The organism is Catenulispora sp. MAP12-49, from assembly GCF_041262705.1.
Lineage (GTDB): Bacteria > Actinomycetota > Actinomycetes > Streptomycetales > Catenulisporaceae > Catenulispora.
In genome coordinates, this window is sequence record NZ_JBGCCP010000001.1 from 271,296 (window position 1) to 287,943 (window position 16,648).

The 16,648-nt window shown below is 70.2% G+C and carries 15 protein-coding genes; 6 read left to right on the forward strand and 9 right to left on the reverse strand.

All coding sequences use genetic code 11. The annotated features are described in order from the left end of the window. Window positions 1-33: 33 nt before the first annotated feature. From ABIA35_RS01205 to ABIA35_RS01225, 5 genes are all read right to left on the reverse strand, one after another. Window positions 34-3,072, reverse strand: a complete 3,039-nt coding sequence (locus tag ABIA35_RS01205) for a tetratricopeptide repeat protein (RefSeq protein ID WP_370356155.1) — start codon at window positions 3,070-3,072, stop codon at window positions 34-36. Between the two features lie 18 nt (window positions 3,073-3,090). Further along, window positions 3,091-4,962, reverse strand: a complete 1,872-nt coding sequence (locus ABIA35_RS01210) for an HSP90 family protein (RefSeq protein WP_370356635.1) — start codon at window positions 4,960-4,962, stop codon at window positions 3,091-3,093. Window positions 4,963-5,114: 152 nt separating this feature from the next. Next, the gene (locus tag ABIA35_RS01215; RefSeq protein WP_370339934.1) at window positions 5,115-5,324 is read right to left on the reverse strand and encodes a DUF397 domain-containing protein; all 210 of its coding nucleotides are present in this window, start codon (window positions 5,322-5,324) and stop codon (window positions 5,115-5,117) included. 252 nt (window positions 5,325-5,576) lie between these two features. After that, window positions 5,577-5,783 carry a DUF397 domain-containing protein gene (locus ABIA35_RS01220; RefSeq protein WP_370339933.1) on the reverse strand — a complete coding sequence of 69 codons (207 nt, stop codon included), beginning with the start codon at window positions 5,781-5,783 and terminating at the stop codon, window positions 5,577-5,579. Continuing rightward, entirely contained in the window at window positions 5,780-6,709 is a 930-nt protein-coding gene (locus tag ABIA35_RS01225) for a helix-turn-helix domain-containing protein (protein WP_370339932.1), read from the reverse strand. The genes ABIA35_RS01220 and ABIA35_RS01225 overlap by 4 nt, the downstream gene beginning before the upstream one ends. A gap of 310 nt (window positions 6,710-7,019) precedes the next feature. On the opposite strand from ABIA35_RS01225, the gene ABIA35_RS01230 reads away from it, so the two are divergent. Further along, window positions 7,020-7,349, forward strand: a complete 330-nt coding sequence (locus ABIA35_RS01230; protein WP_370339931.1) for a hypothetical protein — start codon at window positions 7,020-7,022, stop codon at window positions 7,347-7,349. A 22-nt stretch (window positions 7,350-7,371) separates the two neighbouring features. Beyond that, window positions 7,372-7,494 carry a hypothetical protein gene (locus ABIA35_RS01235; protein ID WP_370339930.1) on the forward strand — a complete coding sequence of 41 codons (123 nt, stop codon included), beginning with the start codon at window positions 7,372-7,374 and terminating at the stop codon, window positions 7,492-7,494. Between the two features lie 93 nt (window positions 7,495-7,587). Here the strand turns inward: ABIA35_RS01235 and ABIA35_RS01240 are convergent, their stop codons facing one another. Both ABIA35_RS01240 and ABIA35_RS01245 read right to left on the reverse strand, forming a co-directional pair. Further along, window positions 7,588-8,607, reverse strand: coding sequence for a hypothetical protein (locus ABIA35_RS01240; protein WP_370339929.1), 1,020 nt, complete (start codon window positions 8,605-8,607; stop codon window positions 7,588-7,590). 112 nt (window positions 8,608-8,719) lie between these two features. Continuing rightward, window positions 8,720-10,954, reverse strand: a complete 2,235-nt coding sequence (locus ABIA35_RS01245; RefSeq protein ID WP_370339928.1) for a heterodisulfide reductase-related iron-sulfur binding cluster — start codon at window positions 10,952-10,954, stop codon at window positions 8,720-8,722. Window positions 10,955-11,112: 158 nt separating this feature from the next. Here ABIA35_RS01245 and ABIA35_RS01250 point away from each other — a divergent pair, with 158 nt between their 5' ends. The 3 genes from ABIA35_RS01250 (at window position 11,113) to ABIA35_RS01260 (ending at window position 14,015) form a co-directional block, all read left to right on the forward strand. Further along, entirely contained in the window at window positions 11,113-12,075 is a 963-nt protein-coding gene (locus ABIA35_RS01250) for a MurR/RpiR family transcriptional regulator (RefSeq protein WP_370356157.1), read from the forward strand. Between the two features lie 96 nt (window positions 12,076-12,171). Then, window positions 12,172-12,687: an ArsR/SmtB family transcription factor gene (locus tag ABIA35_RS01255; protein ID WP_370339926.1), complete on the forward strand. Its 516-nt coding sequence runs from the start codon at window positions 12,172-12,174 to the stop codon at window positions 12,685-12,687. Next, window positions 12,687-14,015 (forward strand): MFS transporter, encoded by a 1,329-nt coding sequence (locus ABIA35_RS01260; RefSeq protein WP_370356159.1) that lies wholly within the window; start codon window positions 12,687-12,689, stop codon window positions 14,013-14,015. Before ABIA35_RS01255 ends, ABIA35_RS01260 begins: the two co-directional genes overlap by 1 nt. 9 nt (window positions 14,016-14,024) lie before the next feature. On the opposite strand, the gene ABIA35_RS01265 is transcribed toward ABIA35_RS01260, so the two are convergent. Further along, on the reverse strand, window positions 14,025-14,447 hold the full coding sequence (locus ABIA35_RS01265; protein ID WP_370339924.1) for a hypothetical protein: 423 nt from the start codon (window positions 14,445-14,447) through the stop codon (window positions 14,025-14,027). Window positions 14,448-14,509: 62 nt separating this feature from the next. Between ABIA35_RS01265 and ABIA35_RS01270 the strand changes: the two genes are divergently transcribed. Beyond that, a complete protein-coding gene (locus ABIA35_RS01270; protein WP_370356161.1) occupies window positions 14,510-15,007 on the forward strand; it encodes a hypothetical protein in 498 nt (165 codons plus the stop codon). A 76-nt stretch (window positions 15,008-15,083) separates the two neighbouring features. On the opposite strand, the gene hutH is transcribed toward ABIA35_RS01270, so the two are convergent. Next, entirely contained in the window at window positions 15,084-16,637 is a 1,554-nt protein-coding gene (gene hutH, locus ABIA35_RS01275; RefSeq protein WP_370356163.1) for a histidine ammonia-lyase, read from the reverse strand. Between the last annotated feature and the right edge of the window lie 11 nt (window positions 16,638-16,648).

The following is a 16,648-nucleotide window of genomic DNA, read 5'->3' on the forward strand; positions in this document are numbered from 1 at the left end:
GCGCGGATCGTTGCACGGGACGGGGACCGGACTTCAGTCCGCCAGCTGCTCCAGGAAGGCCACGCAGCGCACGGCCTCGACGCCGGCCTCGGTGCACGCCGCGATCGCCTCGCGCAGCCGCTCGACCGCGGCGTCCCGGCTGCCGTACCGGTCCAGCAGCCAGGCGACCATCTGCTCGGAGAAGTCGTAGTCCATCGCGCTGTGCGGGAGCAGGGCGCGGAACCCGGAGGCCGCGCGCTCGGCGTAGGGCATGGCCTTGTCCGACAGGTCGGCGTTGAGGTGCAGCCGGGCCAGCTGGTCGTCGGTCTCGGCCAGCTCGTAGGCGATGACCTGCGCGTCGCGCTCGTGGTCGCCGGAGCCCTCGGCCGTCTCCAGGACCTGCGCGGCCTCGGCGAACAGCAGGAGGACCTGGTCCAGGACGTCCTCGCGCTCGCTGTCGTGCGCGGTCTCCTCCGATTCGCCGAAGGTCACCCAGGCCAGGGCCCTGAGGGTCTTGGCCAGGTTGATCGGATCGGGCAGTGCGCGCAACAGGATCACGGCGCGGTCGAACGCCCGCCGCGCCTCCTCCGGGAGCCCGGCGGCGCGCAGCGCGTGCCCGGCGGACGCCGCGAGCATCGCGTGCCCGCCCTGCTGCGGGAAGTCCTCGGCGGCCGCCGCGGCCAGCAGATACTGCTCGGCGGCGCCCCGGTAGTCCTCCAGGCGCCCCAGACAGCGGGCCAGCGCCCAGCGGGCGTTGACCACCGTGGGCTCGTCGAGGTGCTCGATCATCGCCGGCAGCGCGGACTCCAGGATGGCGGCGGCGTCGGCGTCCCGGCCCAGTTGCTCGTAGGCGAAGGCCAGGCTGTGGCGGGCGCTGGCGGCCAGGTCGGGGACGCCGTGCCGGTCGGCCCAGCCGACGGCTTCCAGCGCGTGCTCGGCGCTGTCGCCATACCGTCCCTGCGCGCCGGTGGCGTTGGCCAGCACCTGGCGCGTGTACCCGGCCGGGAACCGCTGCTCGGGCCAAAGCCCCGCGATGTCCAGGGCCGCGAGCCCCGCCCGCTCGGCGTCGGCGTCCCGGTCCGCGGCCAGGTAGGCCTGCGCGAGGAGCATGTTCGGGTGCAGATTCGCCCACGGCCGCTCGGCGCGGTCGTACAGCGCTATGGCCGCCAGCAGCTCCGGCACCGACTCCTCGGGACGGCCGCGACGCTGCGCGATCTCGGCGCGCATGGTGTGCGCGGCGGCGGCGCGGGCCGGGACGTCGAACTCGACGGCGTCGGCCAGCAGCGCCTCGACGCTGGCCGCGAAGTGGTCGAAGGCTGATTCGCGGCGGGCTTCGAAGCCCGCCTCGTCGTCGGGATCAGCGCTGATCTCGGTCGTCCGGCGGGCTTCGAAGGCCTGGGCCCGGCGGACGGTGAGCACGTCCTCGGGCTCGGCGAGGCCGCGCGCCTGCAACACCCGGGCCGTCGCGTAGAGAGCGGCCAGCGCGTCTTCCAGGGAGAGCTCCTGATTCTTCTTCTGCAACGCCTCAGCCAGCAGCTTGCGCGCCTTCACGGCGACCGCGCGGCCTTGCAGCTCGCCTTCTTCATACCGCTCGACGGCTTCGCCGAGCAGCCGGACCGCCCGCTCCATGTCCTCGCGGTCGAGCGCGTCGGCGGCCCGTTCCTCGGCCAGCCGGCCCTGCGCCTCCAGATCGAGCTCGATACCGCGGCGATCAGCCGCGACCGCGACCCGTTCCCACATCTTCGTCGCGCCGGGGTGCGCGGCGTCGAAGAGCCGGCGGGCCTCGGCGAGCAGGTCGTCGAAGTCGGTGTCGGCGTCCGGGTCGGCCGATTCGAGAACCGGCTCGCGCTGTGTCGGCAGCGCCGGCGGCTTCGGTGGATGCCTCGGTGCCTCAGACACCGCCGACACCGCCGGCACCGCCGAAGCCGCCGAGCCCACCGACACCGCCGGCCGCGGAGCCACGATCAGCGGCAGCTCCGCCACCAGCCAGGTCTGGTCCATCATCGCCGCGACGCGGGAGCTCACCGCGTCGGTGCCGTTGCGCGCGTCGAAGCGCCCGGTGAGATCGTCGATCTCGGACCGCACGTGCTCCAACAGCTCCGCGACCGGCCAGTCGCGGCCCCGGGGTCCGGCGACGGTCGCGGTCGACCCGGCCCGGACGTGGCTCCGCAGCAGCAGGGCGACGCAGGACAGGAACTCGAGGTAGTCGGACGGCTCGAAAGGCGGGTCGAACAGGCGCCGGTTCTCCGCGAGGATCTCCAGGCCGCGTGCTCCGTTCCCGGACAGCACGCAGAACTCGATGTGGCGTCCGAAGGCGCTGCGCAGTTCGACGTGCCCCCGCAGCAACCGGTAGCCCCGCAGGTGATTCGCGCGCGCTTCGTCGTACCGGCGAAGACGCAGCAGCGGCTTGAGCGAGGCGGCCAAGGTGCTGGCCGGCTCGTCCAGGCACGAGATCTCGTTCTCGATCGTCGGCCGCCACAGCCGCATCGCCGCGAGGTCGTCGCCGCAGTCGGCCCGCCACATGCCCTGCGCCAGATGCTCACAGGCCCGGCAGTCGCTCATCAGGTCGCGCTCGGCGGCCAGCCAGCGGCCGAAGTGCGTCTCGGCCTGCGCGGAGTCGCCCAGGTGTTCCGCTATCCGGAAGCGCTGCGCATGGACGGCCCGCATGCCGTAGCCGGCCAGGCGGTAGCGGCGCTCCATCTCGTCGACGAAGCCGTGGACCGTCGCCAGCGGGACTTCGGGGACGGAGAGCAGGTCCGAGGTCATCCACTTGAAGACCCAGTGCGTCTCGTATTCCAGACGGCTCGCGTCGCGCAGGGTCTTGCCGTGCCGGTCCCACAGCCGCAGCAGGCGGGAGAACAGGACCGGCGACCGGAAGCTCTCCCCGCCCCGCTCATAGGCCTCGATGACGGTGTGCAGCGCGCAGATCTGGATCTCGGGGTCGCCGAGCTTGTCGGCGGCGGCCAACAGCGCTTCGGCCCGCACCGAGCGGGCCCGGCCCGCCGGCTCGTTCTCGGTGGCTTCCAAGGCCGCGCGCAGTTCCTCGGCGGTCCAGGACGACCGCTGGTACGCCGGCTCGCTCGTGCTGGGCATGACGGGCATCGCGCGCACTCAGCCCTCTTCTTCGGTCGCGGGGTCCCGGCGCCGCCCGACCGCGTGGCCGAGCAGCCCCAGGAAGGCCCGGTTGAGCAGGGCCGTCTCGCTGGACCGGATCGGCCGCTTGGACAGCAGCAGCGCCTGGCCGTAGACCGCCTCGACGCCGGTGGCGGCCAGTTCGGCGTCGTCCAGCTCGACCAGGCCCTGGATCAAGGGGCTGCGATGGTTCAGCACCAGCCGGGCCCGCGGCCCGACGGTCCGCAGCGCGCCGAGGATGCCGGCCCACAGGTCGTCGCCGTCGGCGGCGGCCTCGGCCTGGGCGTCGGCCCGGGCGCGCTCGTGCCGCGCGTCGCGGCCGTCCAGGAGCAGCGCGGGGATGGTGACCGGGTGGTAGGCGCGCAGGGCGACGTCGCAGTCCAGCGTGTCCAGGACCCGGCGGGCGGTGGCCAGCAGCGGGCCGGCGGCCAGTTCCTCGGTGGCCTCGACGGTGTCCAGGTGCGCCGCGACCGTCTCGGGGTCCAGGTCCAGGACGGTGACGCCGGGCAGCGCCCGCGGCAGCTTGCGGACCAGGTCGGCGTCGTAGGTGTAGCCGCCGTTGACCACGCCGAGCCCGACCGCCGCGGCGATCTGCGAGACCTGCTGGAACTCCTCGTCGCCGGCCGTCAGGTGGATGACGCGGTGCTGGTCGGCGAAGGCGGTCAGCGGCAGCCGGCCGGACGTGGTCTCGAACGGGAGCCACGGAAGGGTGAGGGCGAACAGGTCGTCGTCGAAGCGCGCCAGCGCCTTGACCCCGAGGTAGTGGACGGCCAGCAGCCGGTTGAGGCGTGGCGGATCGGTCGCGGCGAGGCCGGCGAGCCAGTCACGGACCCGGTTGCCCAGGGCCTCGCGCACCGCGGCCAGGCGATCGTCCTCGTACAGGGCCTCCCGCGACGCCGTGGGACGCAGGGTGTCGGTGTCGATCACGCAGCGCACGAAGAAAGCCCAGTCCGGCAACAGGCCCCGGGCCTGGTCGGTGAGCAGCATGCCCTTGATGTGGACCCGGTGCCCGCCCTGATCGGACGCGGTCGCGGCGGTCGCCGCGGTCGGGAGGATGAAGGCGGCGCCCTTGATGCCCAGCAGTGGGACGTTGAGCTCGATGACGTCCAGCGGCGCGAACCCGAGGGTGTCCTGGCAGTAGGCGGCCAGCGCCTCGGAACGGGTACCCGGCGAGGGGTACTCGCGGTCCCAGACCGGCGGGGTCTCGGTGATGCGGTAGGTGTAGGAGGCTTCGTCCTCCAGGACGGTCTCGTACGGCAGAAGGCTGCCGAAGTCCCGCGCCAGCTCCACGACCCGCGGCGCCTGGAACCAGAATTCCTTGCCGGGGCTGGGCTTCAGGGTGACGGTCGTACCGGCTTGTGCGGGCTCCTCTTCGGGAGCCAAAGTCCTGATGTCATAGTGCCCGTCGGCCGCGCCCCGCCACTCCACCGCCGGCGCCGAGGTGTCCACCGCCGACTTGGTGACCACGGTGATCTCATCGGCGACCACGAAGCACGCCAGCAACCCGATCCCGAACCGCCCGAGGAAATCCCCCCGCCCCAGCTCCAGCACACTCGCGGCATCACCGAACCCGTCCCCGAACCCGTCGGCCCCCGCCGAACCCCGCTTGGAACTGCGCCCGATCGTCGCCAGAAACCGGTGCACCTCGTCCTCGGTCAACCCGATCCCGGTGTCCCGCACCTGCACCCGAGCCCCATCGGCGATGATCCGCACCACAGCCGGCGCCGCACCGTCCACAGCCCGCCGAGCCGTGATCGCGTCCACCGCGTTCTGCAAAAGCTCCCGCACGAAAACCCGGGGACTGGAGTAGAGATGGTGCGAGAGCAGATCGACGATCCCCCGCAGATCCACCTGGAAGGCATGAGCGGACGGAAGACCACGCCCACCGGCATCAGTGGCGGCGGACGCGGACTTGGAGACCAGCGGCTTCTCGGACGACACGCGCTCGATGCTACGCACCCGCGGCGACACCCGACGCCGGAATGGCCGCAACCGCGACGGTTTTAGACGATCGCGTCGAACTCCCCGGCCTTCACACCGGCGACGAAGGCGACCCATTCCGCCTTCGTGAAGGACAGGACGGGGCCTTCGGGGTCCCGGCTGTTGCGGACGAGGAGCTCGTCTGCGCGGACGCTGGCGGTCTCGACGCAGGCGCCGTTGGCGGCTGACACGCTGGACTTCTTCCAGCGCGCCTTGCTTCGATCGGTTTCCATGGACTGCCCTCCCTTTTGATGCGCCGTACCGGGAGTTATTACTACCCGCTGGTACATGGGGCAATCACCGCAAGTCACCCATGACCAAGTCTTTGCCGAGGTCGCGGACTTGCTGCGGGCCGCTGCTCTACTGCTCTACGCAACTATGCGAACGCCCCCTGCCTTGTGGGCATGGAGCGTTCGTCGACACCTTCGACCCTGGTCGGCTGCCGGTGGGACAAGCTTTGTGCGGTGGTGCGGTTGGTGCGGCGATCAGGCGAGGTCGTCGAACTCCCCGCCCTTGGCGCCGTCCAGGAACGCGGCGATCTCCGCGCGCGTGAACGTCAACACGGCACCCTTCGGGTCCTTCGAATCCCGGAGGTACACAGCTCCACTTCCCCCCGGCGCCAGCTCGACGCAGGCGCCGTTACCCGTGCTCGCGGCGGCTTTGCGCCATTGCAGGCCGTCGGTGTCGATCATGCCATCGCTACCTTTCTCCAGTCCGGCGGCCCCAATGGCCGACCGGAAAGCCAGTGCTCGTAGTTGCCTCGAGCCAGCTTCATCAGGAACTTGCGGGTATCCGCCGGGGACAGAGCCGTCTCGGCCATCCGCTCGAACTTCGCCCCGATGGTCGCGATCTCTCCGTGGCCGCGGACGAAGAGCTCCATGAACATGCCCTCGAGGTAGCAGGTGCTGCTGGTCCGGGGGCCTTCGTCGAGGTTCAGAAGGTTGATGGTCGACCCTTCCATCCCCTGGTAGAAGCCCGCCTCATAGGGGATCACCTGCAAGGTCACGTTCTCGAGCAGGGTCGCGCTGATCAGCCGGTCGATCTGCTCCTCGCGGATCGCCCGGGTCTCCTCGTCGACGCCCGCCGGCCGCCAAAGGACGTTCTCATCGATGATGAAATGCGCACGCAGAGGGTCGTCGCCACCGGCCCAGACACGCTGCCGCCGATCGACGCGGATGCGGATGCGCTGCTCCACGTCGGCCTCCTGCAGATCCGTGTCGCCGTTCTGCTGGATGACCGCTCGGGCATAACGCTCGGTCTGCAGCAGGCCCGGAACGAATGTCGCCTCATAGGCGCGCAGGCTCTTGGCCTGCGACTCGAGCGCGACGTAGGTCGAGTAGCGAGCGGGGATCGTCGTGACCGTGGCCTGGTCCGCCGCCGACGCCTCCCGGCTCAGCGCCATCAGCTGGTCCCGCCGCTGCGCGGGCACCCCGTAGAGCTTGCACAGGTCCCGCACGTCCCGCGCCACCGCACCGCGCTGGCCGTTCTCCATCCGGCTTATCTTCGCGTCCGAGCACTCCAGATGCCGGGCCGCGTCGGCGATGCTCTTGCCGGCGGCGAGGCGGAGTGTGCGCAGCTCGCTGCCCAGTTCCCAACGCAGGACGTTGATGCCGGTCACCGGCTGGGTCCGCTGGTTCGCTCGCACCTGGGCCTCCTCGTCCGTCAGGCAGGTTCCGTACGCAAGTTCAGTGGGCATCTACACCATGCAGGTGCCTGTTGCAGATTCAATATGAAAGTGCCCCTGGCAATTGACACCCGGTCCGAACGAGGAGCATCGTACAACTACGACAGGGGTGCGCGACAGGGTTCTGAAAAAGAGCCACCCGCCTGGACCAACGAGAAGGCCGGGCCGACGTAGTGCGGCGTCGACCCGGCGAAGAAAGGCCCCCAGCCGATATCACTCACTCGAAGAGAACGGATGAGACCTCGTGGAGACATCTACCCCCACGCCCCGTGACCAATCCCCGTCCGCGGGTCTTGAGGACTGCCCGCGGTGCGTGCAGGGCCGGATCGGGAAGGCCCGGCTCACGTGCACCCTCTGCTTCGGCGCGGCCCTGGTACAACCCTGGGTCGCCGACCAGGAGCGGACCCAGCAGCGGAGCTGGGCGGCCTACCTGGCCGCGCGGCGGGAGCCGCCGCCCGACGGCGCGGATCCCGCTCTGGGCGAGTGCGCCCGGTGCTGGCCGTCCCGGTGCCCCCAGTGCCCGTGGACGCCGCCGGCGGACTCGGAAAACGGCGGGCTCGGGCTCGCCGCCTGAACGGTGGGAGGGGAGGACCCCCATGGAAGTGCTGATCATCTTCGGTGTCGTATACGGAGCGTTCCTGATAGGACGTGTTCTCCAGTACCTGGCCGACGCCAAGCGCGTTCTGGGCAGGAGCGTCGACCGGGACGGGAAGCGGTAGAGGCCGCTCCCGGCTATTAGCGTCTGACGCGAAAGGAGCGCGCCCCCCGTGATCCACGGGAGGCGCGCTTTAGCCGTAGCCGGCGGCCGTGAATCAGTCCGCCTGGATCTTCGCAGTGTTCTGCACCACGTTCACCTGGATGTTGTGCGTCGAGGTCTGGTCCTCGTGCACCGGACCGCTCAGGTCCTGCGTGATGTCCCCGGCGCTGCCGGAGCAGTGCCCCGAGGGGACGCACGCGATGCGGTAGCCGCCGGCCGGCACCGTCAGCGTCACCTCGGCCGGCTGCCCGGCGGTCACCCGGATGTTCTGGATGTTCGCGATGTCGCCGGTCACCTGCAGGTTGATCTTGTCGCCGATCGGGGCGAAGACGTCCAGGTTCGCCGCGCTGACGTCGGTGGCCTGGACCTGTCCGTTGGCCGTCACGCTCACGTCGGAGGTGGTGGCCAGGTGGTTCACCGTGACGTTGCCGCGGCCGGTGAACAGCTGCACCGCCGCGTCCAGGCCGGTGGCGGTGATATCAGCCTGGTCGCTGGAGTGGTCCATCATCGCCTCCACCGACATGGAGCGCGGGACCTGGATGTCGTACTTCGAGGAGCACTCGCTGTTCGGGCAGTGCACGCTCACCAGCAGGTAGCCGCCCGCGCTGATGATCTGGCGCTCCACCGGGTCCAGCAGCGTGGCCTTGTCGGTGGCCTTCACGGTCACCTCGTCGGTGTCGGCGCCGGTGACGTTGATCGAGCCGTTGCCGTCCACGGCGATCAGCATCCGCTGCACGTTCGTGTACGTGTACGTGTGCTTGCTGGTCCGCGGGTACCGGTTGATCAGCACGTTGCCGACCGCCGCCAGCCCCACCAACACCAGCACCGTGATCGCGAGTGTGCGGGTGAAGCGCCAGACCCGCGACCCGCGCTGCCGCCACTCCGAGGGCGGCTCCGGCGGCAGGGCCGGCCGGTTGCGGGTCGGCAGCGGCGCGGTCGCCCCGGCGTCGGGGTCGGTATCGTCGTAGTCGTCGTCGTACTCGGAATCCGGCGATCCCGAGGTCGGATAACGCGGTCCGTCGTCGCGTGTCCGGCTCAGGTCGTCCCCATAGCCGTCCGGCTCGTCGAAAGACACTGAAGCCCCACCTCCGCGGTATCCCATACCTTGAGGAGGCGAGGCTAGCAGCGTCGAACTGTTGATCGTCTCCCGGTCGGGGTTCTTTAGTACCCCTTTACCGGGCGGTCATTCAGGCGTTGGCGGGCTCCACCGCCGCCGCCGGCTTCACGCTCGTCAGCAGCAGCTGCGCCACGTCCACCACCTCCATCGACTCCGGCACCTCGCCGGCCTGCTTGCGGGCGGTGATCGAGTCGCCGAGCATCACCAGGCAGTAGGGGCACGCCGTGGAGATCACGTCGGGGTTGGTGGACAGGGCCTCGTCCACGCGCTCGACGTTGATGCGCTTGCCGAGGCGCTCCTCCATCCACATGCGCGCACCTCCCGCGCCGCAGCAGAAGCCCTTCTCCTTGCAGCGGTGCATCTCGGTGTTCTTCAGGCCCGGGACCTTGGCGATGATCTCGCGGGGCGGGGTGTAGACCTTGTTGTGGCGGCCCAGGTAGCAGGGGTCGTGGTAGGTGATGTTCTGGTCGATCGGGGTCACCGGGGTGAGCTTGCCCTCGGAGACCAGGGTGTCCAGCAGCTGCGTGTGGTGGATGACGTCATAGTGGCCGCCGAGCTGCGGGTACTCGTTGGCCAGCGAGTTGAAGCAGTGCGGGCACGTGGCCACGATCTTGCGCTTCTCCCGCGGCGTGTCCTCGCCGAAGACCTCGTTCAGCATCTCGACGTTGCCCTGGCCGAGCATCTGGAACAGGAACTCGTTGCCCAGGCGCCGTGCCGGGTCGCCGGTGCAGGACTCCATGCCGCCCAGGACTGCGAACTTCACGCCGGCGATGTGCAGCAGTTCGGCGAAGGCCTTCGTGGTCTTCTTCGCGCGGTCCTCCAGGGAGCCGGCGCAGCCGACCCAGTAGAGGTACTCGACCTCGGAGATGTCCTCCAGGGTCTCGCCGACGACCGGGACCTCGAAGTCCAGCTCCTGGATCCACTCGGTGCGCTTCTTGGGCTGCATGCCCCAGGGGTTCTGCGCCTTCTCCAGGTTCTTCAGCATCGTGCCCGCCTCGGACGGGAACGAGGACTCGATCATCACCTGGTAGCGGCGCATGTCGACGATGTGGTCGACGTGCTCGATGTCCACGGGGCACTGCTCGACGCAGGCGCCGCAGGTGGTGCAGGACCACAGGATGTCGGGGTCGATCACGCCGTTGTCGTCGGCGCCGCCGATCAGCGGGCGCTCGGCCTCGGCACGGACCATGTCCGGCAGCGACAGCCACTTCTCCTCGGCGAGCTTCTCGTTGCCCTCCAGGTCCCGGCCGCCGCCGGCGAACAGGTACGGCGCCTTGGCCGCGGCGTGGTCGCGCAGGGACAGCATCAGCAGCTTCGGGGACAGCGGCTTGTCGGTGTTCCACGCCGGGCACTGGTCCTGGCAGCGGCCGCACTCGGTGCAGGTGGAGAAGTCGAGCAGGCCCTTCCAGGTGAAGTCCTCGACCGCGCCGACGCCGAACTTGGCGTCCTCGGCCGGGTCCTCGAAGTCGATCGGCACGCCGCCGGAGGCCATCGGGCTCAGGGCGCCCAGGGCGGTGCCGCCGTCGGCCTTCTTCTTGAACCAGATGTTGGGGAACGCCAGGAAGCGGTGCCAGGCCACGCTCATCGTGGAGTTCAGGCCGATGGTGATGGCCCAGATCATCGAGATGACGATCTTGAGCATCGCGACCGCGTAGATCCAGTTCTCCAGCGAGCTCTGGGACATGCCGTCGAAGGCGTGGATCAGCGGGTAGCTGACCGGGTAGTGCAGGCTGTAGGAAGTCTTGTGGGTCAGGGCGCCTTCAAGGCCCCGGAGCACCATGATGCACAGCCCGATGCCGAGGATGACCAGCTCGACGAAGTAGCCCTGCCACATCGTGGAGCCGAAGAAGCGGGACCGCTTCCCCTTCTCCTTCGAGCCGGCCCCGGCCGGGCGGTTGCGCAGCCGGATCGCGATCAGGCCGGCGATCGCCAGGATCATCACGAAGCTGATCACTTCGGTGACGAACTCGAACGGCCACCAGTGGCCGATCACCGGGAGCTGGAAGTCCGCCGAGAAGAGCTGGCCGTAGGCCGTGACCAGGGTGAAGAACAGCAGGCCGAAGCCCACCATGACCACCCAGTGCATGGCGCCGATCCAGCGCTTGCCCTTGCGGGCCAGCCGGGTGTGGCCGAGGAACTCCCGGAAGAGGTTCCTGGTCCGCTCCAGCGGCTCGTTGCTGCGCGCGCCGGGCGCGGTCGACTGGCCGAGCTTCACGAACTGGTAGATATAAACGGCGGTCCGGCCCAGCAGACCGAAGCCGATGACTGAGATCACCAGCGAGACGACGATGGCTGCGAGCTGCATAGCCTCGGTCTCCTCCTACGCGTGCGTATCGACGGACACATCCCGATCACCGTCCGTACGGAGGGTACGGTAGTCGAGGCCCCAGATTATCCTACTGACGAGTAACTTCTGGCGCGCCACAAGTGATGTTGGCAGCACGATAGGGAGGAGGGAAGGCTGTGGCGGCTCCAGAGCCTGTGACTCCTACTACATCGGCAGAGATTGCTGCTTCGTCCGCTGTGACGCCTGCTACATCGCCGGCCGTGTCACCCTCCGCCCGGACCTCCTCCTCGCTCCCACCTGCGGATGAGCTGCTGGCCCTGCTGGACGGCCGACGCCTGTCCCCGGCCCAGCGCCGCATAGCGCACTACCTGCTGGAGAACCTCCCCGAGGTCGCCTTCCTGTCGAGCATGGAACTGGCCGAGCGGGTCGGCGTGAGCCAGCCGTCGGTGACCAGGTTCGCCGCGGCGTTGGGCTTCTCGGGGTACCCCGAACTGCGCGCGGCGCTTAGGCCGATCGCGCTGCGCGTTCCCGAGACGGGGATACACGGGGAACGCATAGCGGGGAACGAACTGCACTCCGCGCTGGAGAGCGACCAGGCGAACCTGGAGGCGCTCCACAAGTACGCCGCCGACCCGGCGCGCCTGGCCCGCCTGGGCAGCGACCTCGCCGCCTCGGAGCCGCTCTCCGTGATCGGCTTAAGGATGTCCGCACCTGTCGCCTCCTACTTCGCGTACGGAGCGGCACGTATCCATCCCGACGTCCGGGTGATCGACACGCCGGGCTCGCCGGCGGACGAAGCCCTGCTGCAGGCCGTCGCGGCCGGCGGTACCTGGTTGGTCGCCTTCGTGCTGCCGCGGTACCCGGCCGAGTCCGTGGTGGTCCTGCGCACCGCGCGCGAACTCGGGCTCAAGACGGCCGTGGTGACGGACGTCCCCCTGGTGCCGTTCGCGCATTTGGCGGACGTGCTTCTGCCGGTCGGAGTCGGGTCGCGGTCGGTGTTCGACTCGCACGCCGCACCGATGGCGTTCGCCGCGCTCCTGCTCCAAGCCCTCGCCGACGCGGCTCCGGAGCGGACGCAGGAGCGGCTGGAAGCGTACGAGACGCTCGCGGAGACCCGCGGCTTCTACGTCAGCAAGTGATCTTTCAGTAACGAACCCGCTCATAGCGGCCGCCTTCGCGGAACCAGATGGTCAAGAACCCTTGACCGACGGTCAAGAGTCCTTGACCATAGACCCGTGACCACCGACGACCCAGACAGCAGCATCCACATCCAGAGCGATGAGCAGCTGCGCGCCATAGCCAGCCACACCCGGCACCGGATCCTGCGCGTCCTGCGCGACAAGCCGGCGACCATCACCCAGATCGCCGAGCGCCTGGGCATCGCCAAGGGGAGCTCCAACCACCACGTGAAGATCCTGGCCAAGGCCGGGCTGGTGGCGGTCGTGGAGACCCGCAAGGTCGGCGGCGTCACCGAGCAGTACTACGCGATGACCGGCCGGACGATCGAGCTGCCGGAGACCGGCGCCGGACAGCCGGAGACGCTGATGCGGCACGCCCTGGCCGACGTCGAGGCCGCCCCGCCGAACGACCAGAAGCTGATGTTCCTGAAGCACGCCCGGCTCAGCCCGGAAGCGTGGGACGAGTTCAGCAAGCGGTGCAGCGCGCTGGTGGACGAACTGGCCGCGATCTCCGACCCCGCCCAGCCGGCGGCCGACCTGTTCGTCGCCTTCTACCGACCGAAGGACCTCTGATGGCCGGCAAGCTTCCCTCGCGCTTCTACCGCATTTGGACCGCCTCGGCGGTCTCCGCGATGGGCGACGGCGTCTACTTCGCCGCGCTGCCCCTGCTCGCGCTGACCATGACCCGCAACCCGATCCTTTTCGGCGCGATGGAGGCGTGCGCGCTGTTGCCGTGGCTGTTCTTCGGCATGGTCGGCGGCGCGCTGGTCGACCGCTGGGACCGGCGCCGCACGATGGTGATCGCGGACATGTGCCGGTTCTCGTTGCTGGTGCTGGTGACGGCGTTGATCGCGGCCGGCGCGGCGGACATCTACCTGCTGTTCGCGATCGTGTTCCTGCTGGGGATCGGGCAGGTCTTCTTCGACACCGCCTCGATCGCGTTCCTGCCGGAGGTCCTGGACCGCGATCTGGACACGCTGCAGGTCGCCAACTCGCGCTTGCAGGGAGCCCAACAGGCGCTCGGCGGGTTCGTCGGGCCGCCGACCGGTGCGCTGCTGTTCGGGCTGGGCCGGTTCGTGCCGATCCTCGGGGACGCCTTGTCGTTCCTTTTCAGTTCCCTGATGATCCGGACGTTGCCGAAGTCGGCGCCGAAGCCTGCGAAGGAGCGCGGTTCGCTGCTGCGCGAGGCGCGGGAGGGCGCGGCGTACCTGTTCGGGAATCGGTTGCTGGTGGGGCTGTCGCTGCGGCCCGCGGTGGGGAACTTCGCCTTCCTCGGCGCGAGCGCGGTGCTGGTCCTGTTCGTGAAGGACACGCTGCACCTCGGGACCAGCGCCTACGGCGTGTACCTGACGGCCAACGCGATCGGCGCGCTCGGCGGGTCGGCGGTGGCTCCGCGGGTGGCCGGCAAGCTCGGCACCGGCGGAACGCTGACACTGACCGCCTGCGTGGAAGCCTTGTCGCTGCTGGGGATCGGCCTGTCGCCGAACGCGTGGACGGCCGGAATCGGCGAGGCCGTGCTGGGCGCCGCGATGGGCGCGACGATGGGACTGGGCCCGGCGGTGCGGCAGGCGATCGTGCCGGACCACCTGATGGGGCGGGTCGCCGCGACCGCCCGGCTGATCGCGCTGTGTGCGGGCCCGGTGGGCGCGCTGTTCGGCGGCTGGCTGGCCCACGTCGCGGGCCTGCGCGCGCCGTTCATCGTCGGGTCCGCGATCCTGGCCGCGATGACGGTGGTCGCGGCCCGGCTGACCAGCAACAAGCGGATCGAGGCGGCGCTGGCCGAGGCCGCCGAGCGCCGCGAGCGGGAGGTTGCGGAGGCCGGCGAGACCGATGAGACCGGCGAGACCAATGAGACCGGGGCCGATGAGACCGGGGCGGCAGCCGCAGTGGCAATGGCCTGATACCGCCGCCTAGACGTCGTACCAGCGGGCGGTCTGCCGCGCGATCCCGGCACAGGCCGCCGCCAGCGGTATCTCGAACACCACCGCCAGGATCAGCGCCTGCGCGACGTCCCCGCCCGTGGAGAGCATCACGTCGAACCAGGCGTCCATGCCGAACAGGGTCGCGGCCACGGTGGCGGCGGTGCGGGCCCGGTGGTCGTGCCGGACCAGCAGGATCCCGAGCGTGGCCAGCGCCAGCGCCTCCATGGTGTCCAGGCCGATCCACACGGTCGACCAGTGGCTCACCTTCGCCGTCCCGTGCAGGGTGCTGGCCAGGAACACCATCCAGCCGACCAGCACGATCGCCGAGCCGACGAAGCAGATCGCCATCTTGTGGCGGGCCTCCTGGGACGCCATCAGGGTCCTGGTCCACACCGAGAATCTCAGCCGCATGGGAATCATGATCCGCCAGCGACGAGCTTCCGCGCCATGACGGCCGCCCCCGAACCCTGGTGGTGCCAGCCCCACCCCGCCCCGAACTCACCCTCGACCAGCCGCGGGGTGCGACCGTCACAGGTACGGCACCGATCCCGGGGGCGAAAACCTACTGCTGGACAAGTAAGGGCGTCACAGAGGTCAATGTCGAGCACCCGCTGCCCGACCTCTGCGGCAACTCGTTGGGGACGCAGGTCACGCACGGCGTCTGGGAGGCCGACTTCGGCGCGCACGACAACACGGCGTTCGCCGCGGAGGACATCTATGTCTTCGCCTCACCGGCCGACGCGGCAGCGCAGATGGCGGCGTCCAGGCCGAAGTGCCCCGGCACCACGGTGAGTTCGGCGACCAGCTTCGCCTGGTCCGGTTCGGGACGATCGGGCGCGTCCCATGTCCTGTTCACCAACTGGAACAACGTGATAGCGGCGCTCGTGATCAACCCCGGCCGCACCGACTACGTCCCCTCGCTCGACGCGCAGCTTCTGACCACGATGACGCAGCGTATTGAGAATCCGTGAGAAAAAAGCGACGCGCGCCAGCGGGATTGAAACCCACGGGCGCGCGCCGGTCCGGGATGAGGCAAGCCGCAGGGCCTCAGTTCAGCGGTCCCACGGCCGCCTCGACGGCCGCGAGCACCGCGCCGGCCTTCAGCGCGTCCTCGGCGGCCCGCAGCTCCGGCGACAGAAACCGGTCCGGGCCCGGTCCGCCGACGCCGGCCTCGCGCAGCGCGCGCACAGCCGCGCCGGTGCCGGGGGCCGGCTCCAGCGGCGCGCGCAGCTCCAGGGCGCGCGCGGCGGCGACGAGTTCGACGGCCAGGATGCGCCGCAGGTTGTCGACGGCGGTGCGCAGCTTGCGCGCCGCGGACCAGCCCATGGAGACGTGGTCCTCCTGCATCGCCGAGGACGGGATGGAGTCCACCGACGCCGGGACGGCCAGCCGCTTGTTCTCGCTGACCAGCGCGGCCTGCGTGTACTGCGCGATCATCAGGCCGCTGTCGACACCCGGGTCGTCGGCCAGGAACGGCGGCAGACCGTGCGAGCGCGCCACGTCGAGCATGCGGTCGGTGCGGCGCTCGGCGATGGAGCCGAGGTCGGCGGCGGCGATGGCGAGGAAGTCCAGAACCATGGCGACCGGGGCGCCGTGGAAGTTGCCGTTGGACTCCACGCGGCCGTCGGCCAGCAGCACCACCGGGTTGTCGACGATCGAGGCCAACTCCCGCTCGGCGACGGTCGCGGCGTGCGCCATGGTGTCGCGGGTGGCGCCGGCGACCTGCGGGGCGCAGCGCAGCGAGTAGGCGTCCTGGACCCGGGTGCACTCGTTGGGCTCGCGGTGCGACTCCATGATCGCCGAACCGTGCAGCACCTTCACCAGGTTCGCGGCCGAGGCGGCCTGGCCCGGATGCGGGCGGATGGCGTGCAGTTCGGGGCGGAACACCTTGTCGGTGCCCAGCAGCGCCTCGACCGACATCGCCGCCGAGATGTCGGAGATCTTCACCAGCTCGGTCAGGTCGCCCAGGGCCATGATCAGCATGCCGAGCATGCCGTCGGTGCCGTTGATCAGCGCCAGGCCCTCCTTGGGGGCCAGCTCCAGCGGCTCGATGCCGTGCTCGGCCAGGACCGGCCCGGCCGCCACGGCCGAGACCCCGTCGGCGCCGACGACCTCGCCCTCGCCCATCAGCACCAGGGCGACGTGGGACAGCGGGGCCAGGTCGCCGGAGCACCCCAGCGAGCCGAACTCGCGGACCGCCGGCGTGACGCCGGAGTTCAGCAGCGCGGCCATGGTCTCGGCGACCACCGGGCGCACGCCGGTGTGGCCGGTGGCCAGCGTCTTGAGCCGCATCAGGGTCAGCGCGCGGATCACCTCGGGCTCGACCACCGGGCCCATGCCGGCGGCGTGCGAGCGGATCAGCGAGCGCTGGAGCTGCGCGCGCATTTCCGGGTCGATGTGCCGGGTGGCCAGCGCGCCGAAGCCGGTCGAGATGCCGTAGGCCGGGGTCGGGGCCGCGGCCAGCCGGTCCACCACCGCACGGCCCTCGGCCAACGCCTTCAGCGCGGACGCGGACAGTTCGACGCGCGCGCCACCCCGGGCCACGGCGACGACGTCACCGAAAGTGAGATCCGCCTCACCGATCACCACTGTCTGGCTCATTGCCACCCTGC